Here is a 23,619-nt window from a genome sequence, read left to right on the forward strand (position 1 = left end):
TCAAAGTGATTAGAATTCAATTGGTTTTAAGTCTGCTTTTCCTATTCATAGTGTTAGGATCTTGCAAAAAAGAACAGGTCATAGATAACGCAAAGATTCCTTTCGATTTCGATTGGAGATTTGCACTTGACGATCATCCCGGTGCTGAGCAGCCTGGTTTTGATGATTCGGATTGGCGCTTGCTGGATGTGCCACATGATTTCAGCATCGAACATCCTTTTGATTCTACCTACGCCACCGGACCGGGTGGAGGTTATGCTTACAGTGGGATAGGATGGTATAGGAAGGCTTTCAGGACATCTCCCGGGTTTTCTGACAAAAAGGTTTGGATTCTCTTTGATGGCGTTTACCGAAACAGTGAAGTCTGGATCAATGGGCAATACTTGGGCGTCCGTCCATATGGATATTCTTCCTTTTATTATGACCTGACTCCGCATCTGAATCCCGTGGGCGAGGAAAATATACTTGCGGTAAAGGTGAATACTTCCGATCAGCCCAATTCAAGGTGGTACACCGGATCAGGGATTTACAGGCACGTCTGGCTGCTTGCCAAAAATAAGCTGCACATCGATCAATGGGGAGTTTTTGCCCGCACGGTTGATGCAGACGAAAATGAGGCAAGTATAGATGTTTCCATAGAATTGACCAATGAAAATGATGTCGGACAGTCCTGCACGGTAATTACTAGACTTATTGATGTCAAAGGTTTGGAAATTGGTAAAGCAGAATCGGAAACGAGGGCAGAAGTAGGTCAACAACTGAAATTGGACCAGAACATCCGTATCGACCGACCTCAATTATGGTCTGTTGAACAGCCCAATTTGTATCGCTTGCAAGTGGAAGTTTGGTCTGGGAATACTATGGTGGATAGTTATGCCACTTCTTTCGGAGTCAGAACTTTCAACTTTGATCCCAACAAGGGTTTTACCCTTAATGGAAAGCATGTAAAACTAAAAGGAGTAAACAACCACCACGACGGAGGGCCACTGGGATCTGCAGTGTTGGACTATACCCATAAGCGGCAATTGGAGATTTTGAAGGGAATGGGCTGCAATGCCATAAGGATGAGCCATAATCCTCCTTCACCTGAACTGTTGGCCTATGCCGATAGCTTGGGTTTTGTGGTGATCAACGAAATATTCGATGAGTGGATGGACGGTAAAACACCTGCGGGCTACGCATCGAATTTTGAGGAATGGTACGAAAGGGATATAGAAAACTGGATCAAACGCGATCGTAACCATCCTTCAATTATAGCATGGAGCATTGGCAATGAACTGAAGGAGCAGTATAACAAGGATAATGCTTTGAGGATTATCAATATGCTGACAGAGGCTTCGCATAAGTACGATACAACAAGACCTCTGACCCTTGCCTGCAATGAGATTCTTAACTTCAATGCTTTTGGAGCACTGGAATTACTCGACATTGTGGGATACAACTATCAGGAAGCTCACTATAAAGCAGACCACAAAAAATACCCCAACAGGGTGATTTATGGTTCTGAAACGGTGATGTACCCTTACCATGATCACAATGCGTGGCAAATGCGATCATACCAACAATGGCTCGACGGCCAGTTGGAGGATTATGTGGCCGGGGAATTCCTTTGGACGGGCTTTGATTACCTTGGTGAGGCAGGTATCGGTCATGTGGGTACTGGGTTCGAATTCTGGAAAACTTGGCCTGAATGGCCTTGGAGGGGGGCGGATTGTGGTGTGATAGATATGTGTGGCTTTCCCAAGCCCGGATACTGGTTTAGAAAAGCACTTTGGAATGATGAGCCGATGGTGTATATCGCTGTTCAGACTGATGAATCGGCAAGGAACAGGGAAATCAGCTCTTTCTGGAATTGGCCGAAAGTAGAAACTCACTGGAATCATAGTAAATTGGGGGATACACTTGCAGTACATGTGTATACCAATGTCCCCGATGTAGAACTGAGATTGAACGGAAAATCCCTTGGCAGCCGCAAGTGGGATTTGAAGGAAGAAGCCTTTCTGTTTTGGGAAGTACCTTATGAGCCAGGTACGCTAGAAGCTGTTGGTAGAACCAAAGATGGGAAGGCAGTTTCCTTTGAAATCATAACAGCTGGAGAACCTGCCAAACTTGTGCTTTCTCCAGATAGAAAAGTAATCAAAGCGAATGGGCAAGATTTGAGCTATGTGGGCGTACAGGTCTTAGATGCCAATGACGTACCTGTTCCTTTTGCTGACAATTTGATTGAATTTGAAGTGACTGGTGCAGCCAAGCTCGCCGCCGTGGGCAACGGTGATCAAAAAAGCCATACCCCATTGAAAGGTGAAAAAATGGAGGCTTATCTGGGTAAATGTTTGGCTATCGTGCAATCGACAGATAAGAAAGGAGAAATAACCATTACTGCTAGGAGTGGAGCATTACCTGTGGCTACAGCTACGCTGAAAGCGGAATAACAGGAAGAGAATGACACATACAACTATGGTAGCCGATAAGGATGAGTGGATTCCTAGGAGGTTTACCAATGTATGGATAAAATCAGAGCAAGGTTGGCAGCTGGCAGCACGACAGTCTTCGAGGCAAAATATAGAGTAATTGACCAAATTGAAATATTTAGAAATGAGCAAATACAAAAAGACGGCCAAGAAAAAATGGATTCTGGCAGTACTATCCTTAATAGCGATCCTTAGCCACACTTATGGCCAAACAGCGATGATCAATGTCGAGTCGAGAGATAATAAGATGAGCTTGAATGGTGAATGGAAAACAATGATTGACCCAGCCAATAGTGGGGAATACCTGCAAGTATGGCAGGAGAAAACACCACAGAAAAAGACTGACTTTTTTGAGTATTCTTTCGAAGGAGCTCCTTTGTTGAAAGTTCCGGGTGACTTCAATTCCCAGCTGAGAGAACTTACCCATCTTGAAGGGATTGCATGGTACAAAAAGTCCTTCAATTATTCCCGAAAGTCTGGGAAAAGGCTATTCCTTCATTTTGGTGCGGTGAATTACCTAGCAAATGTATATTTGAATGGGGAGAAAATCGGTAGTCATGAAGGTGGTTTTACACCTTTTCAGTTCGAAATCACTGATATAGTCAAGGAAGGTGAAAACGCTCTTATAGTGAAAGTGGATAACAGACGCCATGGAAATGGATTGCCAGGGTTTAGTTTCGACTGGCTTAATTTTGGGGGTATCACCAGGGATGTTGATCTGATCGAAACGAACGATACTTACATCGAAGATTATACTATCCAATTAAAAAAGGGTAGTTTGAATACCGTGCAAGGAAGTATCCAATTGAATGGTACAAAACCATCTCAAAAGGTAAAAGTAAGGATACCTGAATTGGACTTGATCCATAAAGCAAAAACTGATGAGGATGGTATTGCAAACATAGAGTTTACCTCGAAATTCGAGCTTTGGTCACCGGAAAATCCCAAAATTTACGAAGTGATCATCGAGAGCGAGACAGATATCGTCAAAGACCAAATTGGATTTAGAAGTATTGAGGTAAAAGGGACTGACATATTGCTTAATGGACAGCCAATTTTTATCAAAGCAGTGAATATTCATGAAGAAAATCCACATCAAGGATCTAGGGCCCATTCGGTTGAGGATGCCCAAGTTTTACTGAATGCTGCCAAAGAGTTGGGGTGTAACCTGGTAAGATTGGCTCACTATCCACATAGTGAAAATACCGTGAGAGAAGCTGAAAAAATGGGATTAATGGTGTGGAGTGAATTGCCCATCTATCAACATATTCAATTTGAAGATAGTCTGGTTCCCCAGAAAATGGAGAATATGCTCAAAGAAATGATCCGCAGAGATAAAAACCGATGTGGTGTAGTTGTTTGGGCTTTATCAAACGAAACATACCCAGGAACTCCTGGGAGAAACGATGCCCTTATTGAATTGACACAGCAATGTAGAGCTGAAGATTCGACAAGACTGGTCGTTCATGTTGCTAATACCCAGACTTACAAGGACAATACTTTTGGGGTGTCAGATTCACTGTATCTGCATTCAGATATCGTGGCGGTAAATGAATACATAGGCTGGTACATACCATGGCAGGGAAAACCTTCCGAAACACAATGGCACGTTGCATTTCCAAACAAACCTCTTTTCATCTCTGAGTTTGGGGGAGAAGCTATGTATGGCAGTCAGGGAGGACCGGAAGATGAAGCTGCCTATTGGACAGAAGGATATCAGGAGAAGATTTATGTAGATCAGGTTGAAATGTTCAATAAAGTCCCAAACCTTGTGGGAGTTTGCCCATGGTTGCTTTTTGACTACAAATCGCCAGGAAGAATGCACACAGTCTATCAGCAGGGATATAATAGAAAAGGTTTATTGTCTGAAAAGGGTGACAAGAAAAAAGCCTGGTATGTAATGAAGGAATACTTCAAGAGTAAATGATGTTCCCCAGTAGCTAGTTTAGAAGAATCTAAGCGACATTGAATTACAGATTTTCAATCTGTTACATACTTTAAACAAAAACATAAATGAAATTAATAGTAAAACTTGGGATGCTATGTACTATGGCATTCATGTCTGTACCTGTTATTGGGCAGCAAATACCAGTAGCCTACCTAGATGTCAACAGACCCGTTGAAGAACGTGTCGAAAGTGCACTTTCATTGATGACTTTAGAAGAGAAAGTAGCCATGTGCCATGCCCAATCTAAATTCAGCTCAAAAGGGGTGGCTAGGCTTGGTATACCAGAGGTTTGGTCTACTGATGGCCCTCATGGGATCAGGGAAGAAACTTATTGGGACGAATGGGGAGGTGCCCAATGGACAAATGATTCCTGTACGGCATTTCCGGCACTCACTTGCCTTGCCGCTACTTTCAATACCAACTTGTCTTTGGCTTACGGTGAGTCTATAGGGGAAGAAGCTCGGTATAGGAACAAAACCATTCTTTTGGGGCCAGGAGTGAACATGTATCGTACCCCATTAAATGGGAGGAATTTTGAGTATATGGGAGAAGATCCATATTTGGCCTCTCGCATGGTGGTGCCATACATTCATGGTGTACAATCCACAGGGGTAGCAGCCTGTGTGAAGCATTTTGCCTTAAACAATCAAGAAGTCTGGAGAGGTCATATCAACGTCAATGTAAGTGATCGGGCTTTGCACGAGATTTACTTACCCGCATTCAAAGCGGCAGTACAAGAAGGTGAAGTATGGTCAGTCATGGGCGCGTACAATCAATTTAGAGGAGAGCAATGCTGTCATAGTGACCTGCTTTTGAATAAAATCCTCAAGGGTGAATGGGGTTTTGATGGATTGGTGATTAGTGATTGGGGTGGAGTTCACAATACAGATCAGGCTGTCAACAATGGACTTGATATAGAAATGGGAACGTACACCGATGGATTGACTACGAGTGGAAAATTCCCCTATTCCTCTTATTTTCTTGCCGACCCTTTTCGCAAGGGATTGGAAGAAGGCATATATGATATGGAGGTGTTGGATGACAAAGTACGTAGGATACTTCGGGTGATCTTCAGGACTACGATGAGTGCAAATCGACCATTTGGTAAATTTGTATCTCCTGAGCACAGTGAGGTGGCAAGAAAGGTTGCGCAAGAAGGTATAGTTTTGTTGAAAAACAAGAATCAATTCTTTCCTATACCAGTAGACAAAAAAATTAAAATAGCCGTAATCGGAGAAAATGCTTCCCGGAGTCTTGTAGAAGGTGGTGGATCCTCATCCTTGAAGGCAGCCTATGAGATAAGTCCATTGGAAGGACTGAAAGAGAAGTATGGAGAAGAGTACATCACATATAGTATTGGCTATGCATCGGGTCCTTCACTCTACGGACGCGAGGAGCCATCGAAATATGATGCAGATTCGCTGAGTAAAGCTGCTGTTGATGTTGCAAAAGGGGCAGATATTGTATTGTTCATAGGAGGTCTCAATAAGAATCACTATCAGGACTGTGAAGGAGGGGATAGGAAGTCAATGGATCTTCCATTTGGGCAAGATAAGTTGATTCAGGATATTATGAAAGTGAACAAAAATACGGCAGTGATATTGTTGAGTGGCAATGCCGTAGCCATGCCATGGGTGGATCAAGTTCCTGCGATTATGCAGGGTTGGTATTTGGGTTCCGAAGCTGGAAGTGCTTTGGCTGATGTTGTATCTGGTGATGTCAATCCTTCAGGTAAATTACCTTTTTCTTTCCCCAAAAAACTGGAAGATAACAGTGCGCATTTTTATGGAGAACTCTCTTACCCGGGAGATAGTATTGATCAGTATTACAAAGAAGATATCCTTGTAGGATATAGATGGTTTGATACCAAAAAGATCAAACCATTATACGCTTTTGGATTTGGATTGAGCTACACGTCCTTCGACTATGGTGATCTATCGATTGATAAAAACCAAGCAAGTGATAAAGAGACAGTAAAAGTAATGTTTACCTTGACTAATTCAGGAAAAACTGATGGAGCTGAAGTGCCGCAATTATATGTGAACAAAGCTAAATCAGCTGTATCTAGGGCAGAAAAAGAGCTTAAAGTATTTGATAAGGTCTACCTCAAAGCTGGTGAAAGCAAAAAAGTAGAACTGGAATTGCTAATAAGCAGCCTAGCATATTACGATGAAAAAGCAAGTGACTGGGTAGTTGAGCCTGGGGTGTATTCGATTTTATTAGGTAGTTCTTCCTCTGATATTAAGTCCAAAGTAAACCTGAAAGTTGAGTAGGCATATTTTAATCCTGGCTAAATACCAAGATAGATGAAGGATCCCGGGAATGGCTATATAGTTTTTCCCGGGGTTTACTCGAAACTCTTAAGGTATTCCCTGAGGGCAAGTTTTGCTGTCACGTCCTGAAAATAGTTGACACTCTTTTTATATTTACGTCCTCGTTTTAGAGGCAAGTCATTTCGACTAGAGGAGCCTGTCCCGCAGGATTGCGGGAAAAAATCTCGTACTGAATTTCACACTCCAACTTCAATTTTCACTTGCCTGCTTCAAAGACGGGACGAGACCTTTCCTGCCGTCGAGGTGACTTGTTGGTCATTTCGAATTTACCTCCCGTAAGGGAGGCGTGGAGCCTGTCCCGCAGAATTGCGGGGAGAAATCTCGAACTGAAATTTATAGACACTGTTCATTTTCCAACTTCTTTTTCTTGCTTCTCGCCCCTTGCTTCTTGCTTCTTCAATTTGTGCATCTCACACATCTCATATCTCCACCAAGCCCTAAATCCCTTCAAAAAGCATAAAGCTTTCCAAGTATTCAGGTATGGTACTGTTCCAATCCAATTCCTCTTTTAATTTTTCTCCCAATGACTTCCTTGCTTCGTCTTCACCGTGAACCAAAAAAGTCATCTTTGGCTTTGAGGTGAACCCTTGTGCCCAATCAACCAATTCCTCTTGGTCGGCATGGGCGGAAAGTCCCTCAACATAGGAGATTGACGCTTTGACAGGGACATTCAATCCATACATCCTGACACTTTCTTCCCCATCGAGCAATCTCCTTCCCCTAGTGCCTTTGGCTTGGTAGCCTACGAAAATGATCGAATCCTGTTCATTTGGAAGTCTGTTGTATAAGTGGTGCATCACCCTTCCTCCTGTAGCCATCCCACTCGCAGAGATGATGATCGCATCACCCCTCAGTGCATTCAGTGACATGGAAGCTTCCTGGGATTGATAATAATGCAGGTTTTTATGTGAAAAAGGATTACAGCCCTCTTCTTCCAATACGGGTTTCAACCTATGGTAATGATTGAATTTTTTATAAAGATTGGTTACATCTATGGCCATTGGGCTGTCGACATAGATTGGGATATTTGGGATTTTCCCTTTTTGCTGAAGCCTGTGCAGATAGAATAATATCAGTTGGGTTCTGCCTACCGCAAATGCAGGGATCACTGCCACACCACCGTTTCTGTAGGCATTTCTGATGGCCAAGGCGAGTTCATCTTCTTGGTTCCTTACTTTTGAAACCCGGTCTCCATAGGTGGATTCCAAAAATAATATGTCAGCGAAAGGCAATCTGGCCGGAGGGTTGAGGATAGGGTCATGGTACCTTCCCAAATCACCAGAGAAAACAATCTTTTTCACCTGGTTTTCCCCTTTTACCCGAAGCTTGAGGATCGCAGCGCCAAGAATGTGTCCGGCATTGTAGAAAGTAAAATCAAAAAATGGGACAATCGACTGGACCTCTTCAAAATCAACCCCATTCAATAAAGGAAAAACCTTCTCGGCATCTTCCACAGTATAGAGTGGCTCAGGCTTTTCGTGTTTTGAGTATCCTTTTTTCTGGGCAAATGCAGCTTCTTCTTCCTGTAGTTTGCCTGAATCCAGCAACATGATTTTGACCAGCTCCAAAGTAGGGTTGGTACAATACACAGGTCCCTTGAAACCTGATTTTACAAGTTTTGGGAGGTAGCCTGTGTGGTCGATATGGGCATGGGTCAGTATGACCATGTCGATTTCAGCCGGATTTACTGGGAACTCCTCCCAGTTTCTAAGCCTGTAATCTTTTATACCTTGAAACATGCCACAATCTACAAGCAATTTGAAATTGTCTATTTCCAAAAGGTACCTTGAGCCGGTTACTGTTCCTGCTCCGCCTAAAAATTTGACTTTAACATTCATCTGATTTTGGGTTTTTCTGACCTCTTAAAGTTAGCGTAATTTTTGACAGAAAGCTCCAATAAAATTAAAGAACAGCCCCCCAATCTCCAATCCCCCAATAACCCTATCTTCCAATCGACCAATCCCCAATAACTCAATCAACCAATCCCCAATCTTCCAATCTTCCAATCCCCTAATTTTCCAATCCCCCTCTCACTTCTTCATAAAGTACGCCTCGGCAAACTTTGCCCTTGAAATGGAGTCTGCTTCACTTTTCTTGTGTTCTGAGCGGCAAGTCAAACATAGCAATCCATCTGAATTGAATACCCAGTGGTTTCTGGAGTTAACGTCCCTGATTTTGTATCCGTTTTTGTTTAGGGTATTCCTGATGATTGGGAGTGTGGATTTGTCCATCACAAATACTTGTTCGTAGGGGATCTCAAGTATCAAGTCCAATTCCTGAACCCGGAACTTATCCAGTGTATTCAATTCAACAGACCTGTTGAGCGTCATGATGCTGTCTTTCAAGGTGAAGGTGTAAGGGATTGATTTTGCATTGCTGAGTGCTTCTGACCTAGTCCTTCCCCTGGCTTTGTACTTTTGGATCAATTCAGCTTTGCCCGAGTCTTTTCCTTCGATTTGTAGGGTCACCTGTTGCGTGAATGTAGATTTTAAATGGTTGTTGTTGGTTTTGACAAGCAATACCCGGTCATCCAGACTGATTTCTTCTGTTTGGGTATGTGTGGCCTCGGATTTAAACTGGGAAATGACTTTTGGGATCTGGAATGCACAAACACCTATACTCAATATCCAAATTCCAAAGGTGATCAAGCCCATTCTTGCCTCCAATATATTTCGCTTTACCCAAACGCTGATTGCAAGGATGATCAATACCAAACCTGGTATCAATACCGCAACAGAGGCAGCAATTACCAACCATACCGGTAGGATTTCTGTCAGCCATTCAGTTGGTATTTGTTCCCGTTGGAACATATAGAGATCGGCAGATGGAATAAAGTTGAAATATACTGCCAATGCAGTGATTGGGGTTATTGTGATGGACAAGCCTATGACGAAGATAATCAAGCCAAAGATAACCCGTATGATGGTCAACAATACTTTTCCAAGAGGGCCCAATGCAGCACCTAAGCCATTGATGATCATCCCCAAGACCCGGAAAGGTGCCATCAAGATTTTTCTTGCGGTACTTTCTTCTTTGTTGATGATGGGGTTTAGGTTTTCCTTGATCGTTGATTCTATATTGTCAAGCGTAATCGCCCCACCTTTCATCTGGATCCTCTCGGTGATGGACTTGGCAGCAGGAGTGATGATCCATAGGATCAGGTAGATCACCAATCCCGATCCACCTGCAAATATCAATGCGATGAAAATCAACCTTGCCCAGAGCACTTCTATCCCGAAGTATGCCGCCAATCCACTGGCAACACCCCCAAGTGTTCTGTCATCTGGGTTTCTGTAGAGTTTTTTGACATTTTTGTCTTCAGGATCATCATAGGAAACTGGCAAAATAATCCATAAAACCACATAGGCTACCAATGCAAACAAACCAATGGAAAGACTGAAATTGGCATTCCATGGCATCCAGTTGAAGCTTCCAAACTTGAGGTTGCCACTAAACAGCAGCAAGATGGCTATCAATCTGGTCCAAAGTGGGTCTATGGAGAAGTAATTGGCAAATCCCGCACAGACACCTCCAAGGATCTTGCTTTTTTCCATCCTGGTGATTTTCTTATAACCCTGGCTGGCAGTTTCCCCGGGAGGTGTGATGTATTTATAGAAGTCGTTTTCAGTGTTTGCATTTTCTTCTTCCTTGTCTATGGGCTTCTGGTCTGGGTCAGCATCTTCCAATGCTTTGAAATCGGCGATGGTACCCATTTTCTCAATCAGGTTCTCCACATCTTTTGCCGTGATTACCTGTTTGTTGTTTTTGAGATTGCTTAGGAAAATCTCCGCAATGCGGTTTTCTATATCCGAAATGATCTCTTGGTTATCTTCATAATGGGAAAAATGCTTGTTGATCGCATCCAGGTATTTCTTGAGTGTAGCGAAACCATCCTCTTCAATATGGAAAAGAATCCCGCTTATATTGATACTTATTGTCTTTTTCATGTCTTAGCGCTTTGAGGTTATTAACTGAGTCGATTTTACCAAAGATTCCCAGGTCTGGTCCAGGGTTTCCAAAAAGCCCTTTCCTTCTTCGGTGATGGAATAATACTTCCTGGGTGGGCCGGACTCAGACTCCACCCATTTGTAGGATACCAATGACGCCGTTTTCAGTCTGTTGAGTAGCGGATAGAGCGTGCCTTCGACTACGATCATTTTGGCTTCAGTCAATTCATCAATCATATCCGATGCATATACCTCACCTCTTGAGATAATATGCAGAATGCAAAACTCCAAGAGTCCTTTCCGCATTTGGATTTGTGTATTTGAAGCGTTCATATATTCTCTGTTTTTAATTTTTCTCTTTTGTGGAATAAAGCATGGCTTTCTCTACGGCCATACTTTCCCTATGCCAAGAATTAGAGAAAAACTATACCAAAGTTAAATAAGCTACCTTGTTATACCAGTTTCTTGGCAGTCCTTGGAAGAAAATTCCATTCAATTTTGAAAAAATATTCATTGATTTAATTTTAAGGGACTTTTTGGGATTAGAGGGGTCAAATGTTTTTTTTTGAAGGCAAGTTGCAAGTTCAATGATGGCAAATGGATTTGTAATTGAAACGTACATTTCCCCGTACGATATCGGACAGATTTTTCTTGTGATTATCAGTTTAATTTTATGGGAATTAAGCAAATACTGTGTTTTTATTTTTACTTTGCGTAAGTGATTCTTACTTGTATATGAGGTTTTTTGGGTGTTTGATAGTCTTGTTCTTAACCTTTGGCCCGACAGGGCTACAGGCTCAGTCTATTGTACCCAAATACTCCAATGAGTTTATGAATATTGGGATAGGCGCTAGGGCATTGGCCATGGGTGGGGCGCAAGTGTCCGCAGTGAGGGATGTGACGGCTGCCTACTGGAATCCTGCAGGTTTGATAGGCGTGAAGCATGAATATGAATTCTCCCTGATGCATGCTGAGTATTTCGCAGGAATAGCCAAATTTGACTACGCAGGATTTACGACCAATATCGAGGAAGACAACCAAATCGCCATTTCCCTGATTCGCTTTGGTGTAGATGATATTCCCGATACTAGGTTTCTCTATGATGCAAACGGAGCCTTAAACTACAACAATATCCAATTTTTCAATGCAGCGGATTATGCCTTGCTGCTATCATTTGCCAGGGATGTAAGTGATATCTTCAAACTTGGGGTCAACACAAAGATCATCCACAGAAATGTGGGCAAATTTGCACATGCCTGGGGTTTTGGTTTGGACTTGGGAGGGATTGTCTTGTTGGATCAGTGGAGGTTTGGGGTGATGTTGCGGGACGTGACTTCGACATTCAATGCCTGGTCACACAATGCCGAAATGGTCAGGGACATATATTCACAAACAGATAATGAAGTGCCCATCAATTCCATTGAATTGACTCTGCCCAGGGCAATATTCAGTGTCTCCCGTGATTTTGATGTGAATGATGAAATTAGGTTACAGGGCGTGTTTGATTTGGATTTTACTTTTGATGGAAGGAGAAATACAGTCTTCGCTACCAACTTGGTCAGTATCGACCCAAGACTGGGACTGGAGGCAGCGTATAGAAACCTCGTTTATCTGAGGGCAGGAGGCAGCAATGTCCAAAAAATCAAGGATTTTGACAGTTCGACTTCATTTGTTTGGAAGCCGAGTTTTGGAGTAGGGGTTTTCCTGAATGAAAAGTTTCAAATAGATTATGCATTGTCGGATATTGGTGGGGTTTCGCAAACTCCCTATTCGCATGTCTTTAGTGTCAAAGTGAGTCTGAATGAACTTGATGGGAAGTTTAGGCTTAACAAAGGTTGGGATAATTGATCAATATGAAAAAAAGGCTTTTATATAGCATTTTGATGTTTTTTTGCTTTGCCAGTGTTTTTGCACAGGCAAACTGGATCAATTATAACAACACCTATTATCGGATCTACACCGCTGAAGATGCCATCCATAGAATTACTTTTACGACCCTCTCTGCCTCGGGCATCAATGTCAACGGATTGGATCCACGGGATATCAGGTTATTCCATAGGGGGGAAGAAGTGGCGATCCATGTGCAGGGAGGCGATGATGGGAGGTTTGACCAAAATGATTTTGTTGAGTTTTTTGGAAAAAGAAATGATGGGACATTGGATGCCAAATTATACTTAGATCCTTCCCATGTGGGAAATACCATGTATAATACCCACAATGATTCCACCGCATTTTTCTTCACAGTCACTCCCGGAGTCAGGGGCAAAAGAATGTCTATTAGACAGCCTGTCGATGGCGCTTTGGAAGGTATTTCCAATTACCAAACCGAAGAGTTGGAGATTTTTTCTGACCAATATAATCTGGGACCTACGTACTTTCCGAGTTCTAGGCTTTCCGAGTTTGAAGAGGGGCAAGGCTGGATGTCAGCCCCGATAGTGAAAGGAACCCCCAGAAATATCACCTTCAATGGACTTGGTCAAGTTAGTCCAGGTTTGTCCGCAAAATTGGAAATCGGATTGACGGGAAGATCGGAATCCCAGCATCTGACAGTCGTTCGGCTCGGGGTCAATGCTGCCAGTCTTAGAAATGCTGCCAGCTTCGAATACAAAAATTATGAGGCGATTCATGTAGAAGTCCCTGTATTGCCAACAGACTTCAATTCGGATGGGAGTTTGGCTGTCCAGTTTTTGTCCAACGCAACTACAAATCCTGACAATGTTTCTTTGGCTTACGTTCGGTTGGTCTATCCGAAAAATGTGGAAAACAAGGATGTTCCGAGGGAATTGTTGATGGTGCCAGCTGGGGAGAGGAAATTGGAAATTGGAAATATAATCTCTGACTACATTGCCCATGAAATATCCGACCCCAACAATCCAGTTCGGATACCAGTCACAAAGACTGGCAATCAGATAGGTTTGAGGGCAGGTGTTGCGGAAAGGGAAAGTAAAATTATGCTGGAAAATCAGCTAAATGTCATCGGAGTCAATGTGATGAGACCGGTGAGGTTTAGAAATCTGTTGAATCAATCTGCCGATTTCATCATTGTGACCAATAGGGCTTTGAGGAGACCCTCGGCAAGCTATGGTGATCCGGTAGGCGCATATGCGGCACATAGGGCCTCTCCGGCAGGTGGTTCTTATGATACTTTGGTAGTCAATGTGGATGAATTGTACGACCAGTTTACTTTTGGGGAGAAAACCCCACTGGCAATCTATGAATTTCTTCGTGCTTACTATCCTTTGCATCAACCTGACTTTCTGTTTTTGGTAGGGCGGTCTACAGGGATTTTCAGCACAGCCAGGGAAAATTCCGTGAATCATTTCTATCGCAAGCGACCTTCTATTTTCCAATTTCAGGACATGGTTCCCCCGGCAGGATACCCATATGCGGATAGCAATTATTCCATTGGCTTGGATCCAGCCAATCCCCTTGTGTCTACTGTCGCCATCGGTAGGATCCCCGCAAGAACACCGGAGCATGTGGCAGATTACCTAGAGAAAGCAAAAGAAAAAGATGCGCTCGGAGCTTCTCAACCTTGGCAAAAAGAGATTATCCACCTGAGTGGTGGCGTATCTGCATTTGAGTTGGATAGGTATTTCAATTTTCTCAATGGATTCAAAAACATTGCGGAAGGACCTTATTTGGGAGGAAATGTAAAAACCTATAGAAAGAGGTCCAATTCCACAGTTGAGCTGATTGACATATCGGGTGATGTCAATAATGGGGCGAGCTTGATTACATTTTTTGGTCATGGAGCACCCACTGTTTTGGATATAGAAATAGGTTTTGCCTCTGATCCCACTATGGCTTACAACAACCAAGGAAAATATCCAATGCTTTTGTTGAATGGTTGTGATGCAGGAAATGCATTTGGCAACGCCTTTACCTTTGGGGAAGACTGGGTATTGACACCAAGAAAGGGAAGTACAAACTTCATGGCCCATGCGAATATTGGGGTGGACATTTACTTGAGGAGATACAGCGAATCGTTTTATGCAAAGGCGTTTTCGGATTCGTCCATGATCCACCAACCCATTGGAACGATACGGAAAGAGACAGAAAAACTATTCTATGAAAGGTTTGGTACTTCCTCAGTCAACAGGGCGCACGCCGAACAGTTGATCATGCTGGGTGATCCAGCGATCAGATTGTTTCCCGCAAATAGGCCTGATTATGCATTGAATGCAGAAGAAGTGACATTGGGGAGCTTTGACGGCGATCCATTCAACGCACTATCTGATTCATTGCAATTATCGGTGGTTTTGAGGAATTTGGGCAGGGTCGATTTTGATTCCATTGACTTTAGGGTTTCCAGAAGGCTGCCCGACGGTACCCATATCCAATATGAATCAATCATGCTGCCACCAGTTTCTAGAAGAGATACGGTCTATTTCACGATTCCCAATTCAGCAATCCAAGCTTTTGGAGACAATCAGTTTACCATCGAAGTGAACAGGTCCAGGGAAGTGGAGGAATTGACTTATGCAAACAATAGCCTCACGACGACACAATTTATTCCCTTGAGTGGGACAATGAATATTTTGCCCTTTGATTTTGGGATCGTAAATACCCAGAATATAGAACTGATCACCCAAATCCCCGGCAGTTCGGTAGAAGAGAGGACATTGATCGTGCAGATTGACACGGCTGCCGATTTTACCTCCGCACGAAGGAGGGAAAGGAGAGTGACTACTTCCTCTCTTTCAAGATGGGGTATCGATCTTTTTGAGAACATAGCGACTGTGGATTCTTTGACTTTCTATTGGAGATCCAAATACCTCAACCCAAGAGCGGGAGAAAGTGATGAATGGATAAGTTCGAGTTTCTCCTACATCCAAAATGGACCTGAAGGCTGGACACAGAGAGAATTGCCCCAATTGGAAAAAAACAGTTTGGAAAACCTTGTGATCGATCCCAGCAAAAAGGAATGGAAATATGAGGATACAAAGTTGAGTTTTGGTGTCTTCACTTTCGGGGTGGATGCGGATAGTTTGACCTTTAGAAACACCCAGTTCTATTTGGGTGGCATTCCCCAGATCATTGACAATGTCAATAATGCAAATACCAGACTGTGCCCCAACGGTTCATTGGGTTTGGTAGCATTTGAACAGCGCTCATTGACACCATATTTGGTAATACCAATTCCTGGTTTCGATATATTGGATGGGCGAAGTTGTGGCAGGGTGCCACAAGTAATCCAGAGTATTCGGAATTCTTGGCTGGCAGATCCCAACCAGACCATCATGTCAGAGTATATAGACGGCTTGGCGGAAGGGGATTATGTGACGATTTTCTCTGTAGGAAATGTGAATTATGAACAATGGCAGGATGTGAATTTTGCGAAGCTCAAAGAAGTTGGCGCAAATGAAGCCACGCTGCGCAATCTTAAGAATGGTGAGCCATATATTCTCCACGGCAGAAAAGGCATGCGCCCGGGTGAGGCAATAGAAATCGTTGGCAAGACAAATCTGGAAGTAGAACCAAACCAGCAAATCATAGAATTTGATTCCGAGGTGACAGGCTACTTTACCTCTGGGAGCATCATTACCCCAAGGATTGGTCCTTCATCTGAGTGGAAAAGGTATTTTAGGGATGTGAAGTCCAGGGATTGGATCAATGATGAGTTGACTGTTTTTGATATAATTGGGATTAGGGAAAATGGAGAGGAGAGTGTCCTTTTTTCCAATGTCCGAGATGGGGAGATTGATTTGAATAGTATCAACCCAATACAGTTTCCCTATTTGCGTTTGAGGTTTGCGATGGATGATGAGCAATCTACAGCACCAGCCCAGTTGGACAAATGGCAGGTGAATTATACGGGAGTGCCGGAAGGAGTGCTGGTATATCATGGGAGGGAAAAAAAGATTTCCTTGCAGGAAGGTGAGGATACCAGCCTGAAGTTTGAATTTCTGAATGTATCGAAGTACGATTATCTGGATTCCATCACGGTGCAGTGGGTTTTTAACAATACTACTCAAAAGAAAATAGAAAGGTTCGAAATGAAAATCCCAGCTATCAAAGCAGGTGAAAGCCATGAGTTTGACCTGGAATTTGTTTCGGTTGGCCGTGGAGGAAATATCAATATCGAGGTTTTTGCCAATCCAAGGATCATCATGGAACAGACTTTTAGAAACAATGTGGTGGACTTGATAGACCACATCAATGTGATTCCTGACAATACCAATGCTATTTTGGATGTGAGTTTTGATGGGACATATATTATGGATGGTGATATCGTGTCTCCAACAGTCCTGATCAATACCTTGCTCAAAAATGAAAAGACACTTCTGCTCAAGAAGGATACCATGGGATTGGAGTTGTTTTTGAAAAAACAATGTGAAGGATGCCAATTTGAAAGAATGAACTTCTCAAGTCCAAAGATTTCTTGGTCGCCAGCTACAGAGAATAGCAGTTTTAGGATCGAATTGCAACCCGGTCCATTGGAAGATGGGGTGTATACTTTCCGTGTGACAACAGAGGAGTTGGGAGTGGATAAACCTTATGAGGTGAATTTCGAAGTGGTAAACGAATCGACCATTACCAACTTTTATCCCTATCCCAATCCGTTCAGTACAAGTACAAGGTTTGTGTTTACGGTCACAGGATCAGAAGTGCCAGACCAGATCAAAATCCAGATCATGACCGTGACTGGAAGGGTAGTCAGGGAAATTCTGCAGGATGAATTGGGACCGATTAGGATCGGGAATAATATCACGGATTTTGCTTGGGATGGAAGGGACGAGTTTGGTGATCAGTTGGCAAATGGGGTGTATATCTACAGGGTGTTGGTCAGAAAAGAAGGACAATTTGTAGAACCCAGAGCCACAGCCGGAGACAAAGGGTTCAAGCAGGGGTATGGGAAAATGTATTTGTTGAGGTAATATATAAGTGGTGTTTTCGTGAGAAAGAGGGTTTTAACAGAAACAAAACCTATCTGTTTTTTTATCGATCGTAGATTAGTGTGACAGTAGATACGATTTTGAGAGTTTTTAGTGCATTGAAGGCCAAAGTAAACTTCAATGTCGAATTGATGAATAGCAATGTGGAAATTGCAGGTTAAGGTTTGGTTTGCTCGAAATCAAATAAATGGTTTCTATTTAGGATTGTTTTTGAATTGGGTTATAAAAAAAACTCCAAATCCCCCAAATACTCAATGCCAGCAAAAAAATAAAAACCCAGCCCTTTCCGCCAATCCCATCTTGTTGGATAGCACTGTAGATATCCGATGCGATGGTACCTGAGAAGAAGACCAAGGTAGTCCGTGGGAGCATACCAAAAGTGCCGAAAAACACCAATTTTTTCCAGCCACTCTTGAGTAAAGCGAACAATAAATTGGAAAGTGCAAAAGGAATAACCGGACTCAGTCTCACGAAGAATATAAGTTCACCAACCTTGTTTTCTTTTTGCCTAATCAAATCTTTGGCTTTGGGGTATTTCTCCAAGATCAAATCTAAACTGTCCTTTCCAAGGCTTTTTCCCCAAATATATCCAAGCAATGTGGCCAAAGAGTATCCGACAATCACCCACAAAAATGCTTGCCACCCAAATAGAAACCCAGATAATCCTGCAAAGAGTGTAGTAGGCATCAATGCCAGTCCCATCAAAAGCATTCCTCCGAAAACGTACAATAATATACCAAGTGCATTTGAAAAGTCAATTTGCTCAAGAAATGAGGTGTTTCGAACAGCTAAAGGCACCAATATCAAGCTACAAATCGAAGGGATAATACTGACCCACAATAGGGCGATCGCCACTGCTGGATTATTCTTTCCGATTAATTTGATATCCTTGAATATCCCTGTCTTTTTTTCCATCTTTGGGCAAAGTTAATCCAAAATATAGCTTTTATAGATAGCCTGTTATCTGATATGCGAATTATATAGTCTTGTTTTGGAATTCTTATGAAAGAATCTTGTTGAAGTATTAATGATTCACTCTGATGGAAATTTCTCAACTTTAGTTTGATGTTTTTATGTCCTTTGTGTATTCCTAGTGTCTTTTGTGGTTAAGTTTTTTCACCAACAAGATCACTATCGTTTCATAGGGTTCATTAAGTCGAACTTTTGGATTTAGGTTTGAATGACTTCTTTAATGGGGATCAGTAAGAACTAGACTTATCGGTAATTAATTGAGTGGTCTATTAGAGTAAATGGACTTTTACTAGCAGTAGTTAATTTGATGAAGAAAAACAATAATATATGAAATTCGGTACCAAAGCAATACACGCTGGTGTAGAACCAGATCCTTCCACTGGGGCGATTATGACCCCAATCTACCAAACCTCAACTTACGTGCAGCGTTCACCGGGTGACCATCAGGGATATGAATATTCCAGGACTCATAATCCGACCAGAACAGCCTTGCAAAACAACCTCACGGCATTGGAAAATGGAAAACATGGCCTTTGTTTCTCCTCAGGTCTGGGAGCAATAGATGCCATCATCAAATTGCTCAATCCGGGTGATGAAGTCATCAGCACCAATGATCTTTATGGAGGTTCCTACAGGATTTTCACCAAAGTGTTTGAAAGATATGGAATCAAGTTCCATTTCGTGTCTATGGATGAACCTGCTTCGATAGGCAACTACATCAATGAAAATACAAAGCTTATCTGGGCAGAAACCCCAACCAATCCAATGATGAATATCATTGATATAGAGGCTATAGCAGCAGTGGCGAAGAAGCATCAGGTTTTGTTTGCTGTTGACAATACTTTTGCGACACCATTTCTACAGAACCCATTGGACTTGGGAGCCGATATTGTTATGCACTCAGTAACCAAATACCTAGGTGGACACTCTGATGTCGTGATGGGTGCGATCATTGTGAATGATGATGCGCTTGCGGATAAGCTTGCATTTATCCAAAATGCTTGTGGGGCTACTCCAGGTCCACAGGACTGTTTCTTGGTATTGAGAGGGATCAAGACATTGCACCTGAGAATGGAAAGACATTGCCAAAATGGTAAAACTATAGCTGCATTCTTGAAAAACCACCCGAAAATCGAGAAAGTATATTGGCCTGGCTTCGAAGATCATCCGAACCATGTGATTGCGAAAAAGCAAATGAGGGATTTTGGTGGGATGATCTCATTCACTTTGGTTGGCAATAGGATAGAAGATGCCAAAAAAGTATTGGAGAATCTCCACTATTTTGCATTGGCGGAGTCATTGGGAGGTGTGGAGTCACTCTGTGGCCATCCTGCGACGATGACCCATGCGAGCATTCCAAAAGAAGAAAGGGAAAAGGTCGGATTGGTGGATTCATTGATCCGTTTGAGTGTTGGGATAGAGGATTCCGAAGATCTAAAAGAGGATCTGAAGAAAGCATTGGAATTGATATAAAATCCTAAAAAAGGAAGTGGTCTTGGTAGATTCTATCCTTCAGGAACGTTTCTGTTGTTCTGTGAGGATACAGACCAAGGGGAGGATTTACTATAAACAAAAGAAAGCCTGTCACGAAATAAATCTGACAGGCTTTTGTTTTTTTATACCTTCAAATAGTTTTTTATGTATATCCGCTTTCTTACCAGTAGCCATTTAAAATAATGTATCCATATTGTTTCCAGGGCAAGTTGACCGTCAACCGTCGACACTCGTGCGCCGTGGCGTAGTTGACAATTATCCGCATGATTACATATGCATAATTTAACTACTGGTGCCATTGCGGATAATCATGTAGTTTTTTATGATTATCCAGATAATTCTAAGCGTTTAATTAACCTATTGGTATCATTGCAGGTAATCAAATGGTTTTCAATTCAAAATCCTATCAAACAAGTATTTACACTGCCCTTCTACATTGCTGGTCAATTTCTTTTTGTTTTGTTTCAAGTCTGCCAATAGGTCTTTGTACTTTCTGGAAATCTCTTCTTTGTCTCCAAAAAAATAAACCAAATGCTGGGTCAATAACTGGTTTTGATACCATGACAGAAGGGTTTGTTGGAGTGCGTTCATTTTGATGTGGACTTCCCTGACAAAAATAGGGTTGAATCCGGAATCAATCCTGATATTCTCCAAAGCAGTGACAATCCGAAGCCCTTCGTAAATATCTTTCAAGGCTTTGTTGTCCAGTTTGTGCTGGTTGTCTACATTGAAAAACTCCAATTCTTCATTGATGATCTGCGTGGTAGCAGTGTTGATCATCAGTGGCTTGAGCCCTAAGCTGTGGTGGCGCACATCTGCATAGAGTTTTTCCCATATCTTCAAAGGGGTGGAAACAATCAGATCATACATTTTGTTGTAGTGATCCTTTTTTTCATCCATCAGGAATTTTTCGTATGTGTTGAAAGTCAGATTCTTTTTTGCCTTTATCTGCTCCAATTCCTGGACTACAAATTTCAAATGCTTCGTTTTTTTCAACCCCTTGAAGATGGTCTTAAAAGGTTCAAAAATCTCAAATTTAAGTTTCTTCTCATCAAAGTGTATTTTGGAGATCAGGTGGATATAGATTTCAAGGAAAATAAGCTTTTGCTCTAATTCTATAGCTTTTTTTCCCTTGTACTGTTTCCCCAGTGCCAAAAATGACGCTCTGGCTTCTTCGAATTGCACATCAAAATGATGGAAAATAGGTGAAATTTTACCGTTCATTGGCTTTAGGAGATTCTGACTAATGTGGCACCGTATCCGAAGCGATTCTTTTGGGTATCTTGAAAGTACTTAATATTTCCTAATTGACTGAGATATTTATGAATTTCTTTTTTCAAGACCCCATTTCCAATCCCATGGATAAATGTGATTTCATCCATTCCGTGTGCGATCGCATAATTGAGATTCCTCTCAAAGGTATCCATCTGGAGTTTCAGCATTTCATTGTTGCTCATGAATTGGAAGTCTTTGGTAAGTTTTTCGATGTGCAAATCAATGTCTTTTTCTGGTCTTGGAAACTGTGTGGTAGTTGCTGGGGCAGTATCCTTTTTCAACTCCTCATTCAATTGCTTGACATCTATGTCCTTTGTGTTTTCGGATAGCTTGAAGATATACCCGTTCTTTTCCAAAATGGGAGCCTTTCCCTTACTCTTGAAAAATGAAGTGGCTTTGAATTTGATTTTGCGCTCAAATGAAGGCTGGGTTTTCTCTATTTTTTGGTGGATTGGAAAAAACTGACACAATAGGGTAGGCCAGTCTTCAAAATCAGCAATGGATTTTTCACCAATCTTCTTGCTGCCCTTTGCACTGAGCTCTCCCGATACCAAGGTACGGCTATTATCTCCATAGACTTCCGAGACCATCATCAGGTAATTCCTTGGACTTGGGTTGACCAGATATATACTGTGGTCTTTGTCATTGATTGGGAGATATGCCAGGTAAATACCGTCATTTTGATCAAGATCATTTGACTTGGAAGCAAAACTTGTCGGTTTTTCCTCTTTTATCCCATCTCCAAAGTATTGCCTTTCAGAGGCTGAAATGACCACCACCTCATTTTTCATGGCAGGAATCCTAAATCCATCTTCAATTTCAACCTCTATTCGACCACCAGCGGATATTTTGGTAATCACCCCTTCTTCATTGCCGTGAAGCAATCTCACTTTATCACCTATATTCATGAATTCAATGCTTTTTTGTATGTTTCTATAGCCCTTTCCCGGGCAAATTTATGGTCAACCATCGGTTTGGGATACTCTGGAGTTCCAAATTCAGGGACCCATTTTTTGATGTATTTGAGTTCTTTGTCAAATTTCTCTGTTTGGGATTCTGGATTGAACACCCTGAAGTATGGTTGGGCATCGGTGCCTGTCCCGGCAGCCCATTGCCAGCCTCCATTGTTCGAAGATAACTCAAAATCCAACAACTTCTGTGCAAAATATGCTTCTCCCCATCTCCAATCTATCAAAAGGTGCTTGGTCAGGAAGCTTGCGACTATCATTCTCACCCGATTATGCATAAAACCCGTCGTGTTTAATTCCCGCATCCCTGCATCTACTATTGGATAACCCGTCTTTCCATCACACCATTTCTGGAAATCCTCTTCCGAATTTCTCCAGGGAATATGGTCATATTGTGGTTTGAAAGCTTTGTCCACAACCTGCGGATTATGATACAGAATCATCATGTAAAACTCCCTCCATATCAATTCATTGAGGTAAGTATCATTCAAGCTCGCAGCTTCAATCGCCAATTTCCGAATGCTGATTGTACCGAACCTGAGATGTATGCCCAACCTGCTGGTTCCATGGATTGCTGGAAAATTCCTTACTTGATCATATTTCTTGATCAATGGCTCATTTATTTCCAGCTTTGGGATTTTGATATTGCTTGCCACAAATCCCATTTCTTCCAATGTCGGCATATCAAAGGGCTGCGTTTCAAAGAAGTTTTTGCCCTTGTCCTCCAGCGACAGGAGTTGGATATTTGCCTTATGGAATTTTTCCAACCAGACTTTGCTATAGGGAGTGAATACTTTGTAATACTCACCGCTTCCATTCAGGATTTCATCCTTTTCAAAGATCACCTGGTCTTTGAAATCCAAAAATTGGATTCCTTTTGATTTGGCAAGCTCCTTGATGGCCAAGTCCCTTTCTTTTGCGTATGGTTCGTAATCTCTGTTGGTATAGATATTCTCAATAGCATAAGTGTCCATCAGCTCCCTATAGATGTCAATTGGAGTGCCATATTTGACTAATATGCCTGTCCCCAAATCTTGGAGTTGACGGGAGATTTTGGACACTTGGTCGTGGATAAAGGTAAGCCTTGCATCCTCTTTGTCTTCAAGTTTGTCCAGGATGTTTTTGTCAAAAATAAATAGGGGCAATACGTTTTTTTCTTGCTCCAATGCATAGTACAATCCAGTATTATCCTCTAGCCGTAAATCTCTTCTAAACCAAAATATGCTAATCTTCTTCATAGTAATTTCATTGTCCTATCTCTTAATAGCTGGGCTGCAAAAATGTTTTCAATTAATGGAAAAACTAGGGTTAG

At 42.1% G+C, this 23,619-nt stretch carries 14 protein-coding genes; 7 read left to right on the plus strand and 7 right to left on the minus strand.

All coding sequences use genetic code 11. From position 1 onward, the window contains the following. Nucleotides 1-5: 5 nt before the first annotated feature. The 4 genes from ACFSKL_RS07835 (at nucleotide 6) to ACFSKL_RS07850 (ending at nucleotide 6,692) form a co-directional block, all read left to right on the plus strand. Entirely contained in the window at nucleotides 6-2,432 is a 2,427-nt protein-coding gene (locus ACFSKL_RS07835; protein WP_376885079.1) for a glycoside hydrolase family 2 TIM barrel-domain containing protein, read from the plus strand. 10 nt (nucleotides 2,433-2,442) lie between these two features. Then, entirely contained in the window at nucleotides 2,443-2,571 is a 129-nt protein-coding gene (locus ACFSKL_RS07840) for a hypothetical protein (RefSeq protein WP_376885081.1), read from the plus strand. A gap of 24 nt (nucleotides 2,572-2,595) precedes the next feature. Beyond that, complete coding sequence (locus ACFSKL_RS07845; RefSeq protein WP_376885082.1) at nucleotides 2,596-4,398, plus strand: glycoside hydrolase family 2 protein; 1,803 nt, start codon at nucleotides 2,596-2,598, stop codon at nucleotides 4,396-4,398. Between the two features lie 86 nt (nucleotides 4,399-4,484). Further along, complete coding sequence (locus ACFSKL_RS07850; RefSeq protein ID WP_376885084.1) at nucleotides 4,485-6,692, plus strand: glycoside hydrolase family 3 C-terminal domain-containing protein; 2,208 nt, start codon at nucleotides 4,485-4,487, stop codon at nucleotides 6,690-6,692. A 497-nt stretch (nucleotides 6,693-7,189) separates the two neighbouring features. Here the strand turns inward: ACFSKL_RS07850 and ACFSKL_RS07855 are convergent, their stop codons facing one another. The 3 genes from ACFSKL_RS07855 to ACFSKL_RS07865 form a co-directional block, all read right to left on the minus strand. After that, a complete protein-coding gene (locus ACFSKL_RS07855; RefSeq protein WP_376885086.1) occupies nucleotides 7,190-8,590 on the minus strand; it encodes an MBL fold metallo-hydrolase RNA specificity domain-containing protein in 1,401 nt (466 codons plus the stop codon). Between the two features lie 192 nt (nucleotides 8,591-8,782). After that, on the minus strand, nucleotides 8,783-10,699 hold the full coding sequence (locus ACFSKL_RS07860; protein ID WP_376885088.1) for a PspC domain-containing protein: 1,917 nt from the start codon (nucleotides 10,697-10,699) through the stop codon (nucleotides 8,783-8,785). A 3-nt stretch (nucleotides 10,700-10,702) separates the two neighbouring features. Beyond that, nucleotides 10,703-11,032, minus strand: coding sequence for a PadR family transcriptional regulator (locus tag ACFSKL_RS07865; RefSeq protein ID WP_376885090.1), 330 nt, complete (start codon nucleotides 11,030-11,032; stop codon nucleotides 10,703-10,705). A gap of 402 nt (nucleotides 11,033-11,434) precedes the next feature. Here ACFSKL_RS07865 and ACFSKL_RS07870 point away from each other — a divergent pair, with 402 nt between their 5' ends. Both ACFSKL_RS07870 and porU2 read left to right on the plus strand, forming a co-directional pair. Continuing rightward, nucleotides 11,435-12,547: a putative type IX sorting system protein PorV2 gene (locus ACFSKL_RS07870; protein ID WP_465252694.1), complete on the plus strand. Its 1,113-nt coding sequence runs from the start codon at nucleotides 11,435-11,437 to the stop codon at nucleotides 12,545-12,547. A gap of 5 nt (nucleotides 12,548-12,552) precedes the next feature. Then, the gene (porU2, locus tag ACFSKL_RS07875) at nucleotides 12,553-17,580 is read left to right on the plus strand and encodes a putative type IX secretion system sortase PorU2 (protein WP_376885093.1); all 5,028 of its coding nucleotides are present in this window, start codon (nucleotides 12,553-12,555) and stop codon (nucleotides 17,578-17,580) included. Between the two features lie 216 nt (nucleotides 17,581-17,796). Here porU2 and ACFSKL_RS07880 read toward each other — a convergent pair whose 3' ends face one another. Beyond that, a complete protein-coding gene (locus tag ACFSKL_RS07880; RefSeq protein WP_376885095.1) occupies nucleotides 17,797-18,513 on the minus strand; it encodes a TVP38/TMEM64 family protein in 717 nt (238 codons plus the stop codon). Between the two features lie 384 nt (nucleotides 18,514-18,897). Here ACFSKL_RS07880 and ACFSKL_RS07885 point away from each other — a divergent pair, with 384 nt between their 5' ends. Then, nucleotides 18,898-20,043, plus strand: a complete 1,146-nt coding sequence (locus ACFSKL_RS07885; protein WP_376885098.1) for a cystathionine gamma-synthase — start codon at nucleotides 18,898-18,900, stop codon at nucleotides 20,041-20,043. Between the two features lie 411 nt (nucleotides 20,044-20,454). Here the strand turns inward: ACFSKL_RS07885 and ACFSKL_RS07890 are convergent, their stop codons facing one another. Genes ACFSKL_RS07890 through ACFSKL_RS07900 form a run of 3 tightly spaced genes read right to left on the minus strand, consistent with a single transcriptional unit; the run spans nucleotide 20,455 to nucleotide 23,545 of the window. Beyond that, nucleotides 20,455-21,288: a hypothetical protein gene (locus ACFSKL_RS07890; protein WP_376885100.1), complete on the minus strand. Its 834-nt coding sequence runs from the start codon at nucleotides 21,286-21,288 to the stop codon at nucleotides 20,455-20,457. Nucleotides 21,289-21,293: 5 nt separating this feature from the next. Further along, nucleotides 21,294-22,247 carry a Smr/MutS family protein gene (locus ACFSKL_RS07895; protein ID WP_376885102.1) on the minus strand — a complete coding sequence of 318 codons (954 nt, stop codon included), beginning with the start codon at nucleotides 22,245-22,247 and terminating at the stop codon, nucleotides 21,294-21,296. Next, on the minus strand, nucleotides 22,244-23,545 hold the full coding sequence (locus tag ACFSKL_RS07900) for a cryptochrome/photolyase family protein (RefSeq protein ID WP_376885103.1): 1,302 nt from the start codon (nucleotides 23,543-23,545) through the stop codon (nucleotides 22,244-22,246). Before ACFSKL_RS07900 ends, ACFSKL_RS07895 begins: the two co-directional genes overlap by 4 nt. Nucleotides 23,546-23,619 lie beyond the last annotated feature (74 nt).

It is taken from the genome of Belliella marina, assembly GCF_042682445.1.
GTDB classification, from domain to species: domain Bacteria; phylum Bacteroidota; class Bacteroidia; order Cytophagales; family Cyclobacteriaceae; genus Belliella; species Belliella marina.

Bases quoted from the DNA above. Each gene is read 5' to 3' on its own strand.
- ACFSKL_RS07840 (WP_376885081.1), top strand. From the start codon at position 2,443: ATGACACATACAACTATGGTAGCCGATAAGGATGAGTGGATTCCTAGG.
- ACFSKL_RS07845 (WP_376885082.1), top strand. From the start codon at position 2,596: ATGAGCAAATACAAAAAGACGGCCAAGAAAAAATGGATTCTGGCAGTA.
- ACFSKL_RS07850 (WP_376885084.1), top strand. From the start codon at position 4,485: ATGAAATTAATAGTAAAACTTGGGATGCTATGTACTATGGCATTCATG.
- ACFSKL_RS07855 (WP_376885086.1), bottom strand. From the start codon at position 8,590: ATGAATGTTAAAGTCAAATTTTTAGGCGGAGCAGGAACAGTAACCGGC.
- ACFSKL_RS07860 (WP_376885088.1), bottom strand. From the start codon at position 10,699: ATGAAAAAGACAATAAGTATCAATATAAGCGGGATTCTTTTCCATATT.
- ACFSKL_RS07865 (WP_376885090.1), bottom strand. From the start codon at position 11,032: ATGAACGCTTCAAATACACAAATCCAAATGCGGAAAGGACTCTTGGAG.
- ACFSKL_RS07870 (WP_465252694.1), top strand. From the start codon at position 11,435: ATGAGGTTTTTTGGGTGTTTGATAGTCTTGTTCTTAACCTTTGGCCCG.
- porU2 (WP_376885093.1), top strand. From the start codon at position 12,553: ATGAAAAAAAGGCTTTTATATAGCATTTTGATGTTTTTTTGCTTTGCC.
- ACFSKL_RS07880 (WP_376885095.1), bottom strand. From the start codon at position 18,513: ATGGAAAAAAAGACAGGGATATTCAAGGATATCAAATTAATCGGAAAG.
- ACFSKL_RS07885 (WP_376885098.1), top strand. From the start codon at position 18,898: ATGAAATTCGGTACCAAAGCAATACACGCTGGTGTAGAACCAGATCCT.
- ACFSKL_RS07890 (WP_376885100.1), bottom strand. From the start codon at position 21,288: ATGAACGGTAAAATTTCACCTATTTTCCATCATTTTGATGTGCAATTC.
- ACFSKL_RS07895 (WP_376885102.1), bottom strand. From the start codon at position 22,247: ATGAATATAGGTGATAAAGTGAGATTGCTTCACGGCAATGAAGAAGGG.
- ACFSKL_RS07900 (WP_376885103.1), bottom strand. From the start codon at position 23,545: ATGAAGAAGATTAGCATATTTTGGTTTAGAAGAGATTTACGGCTAGAG.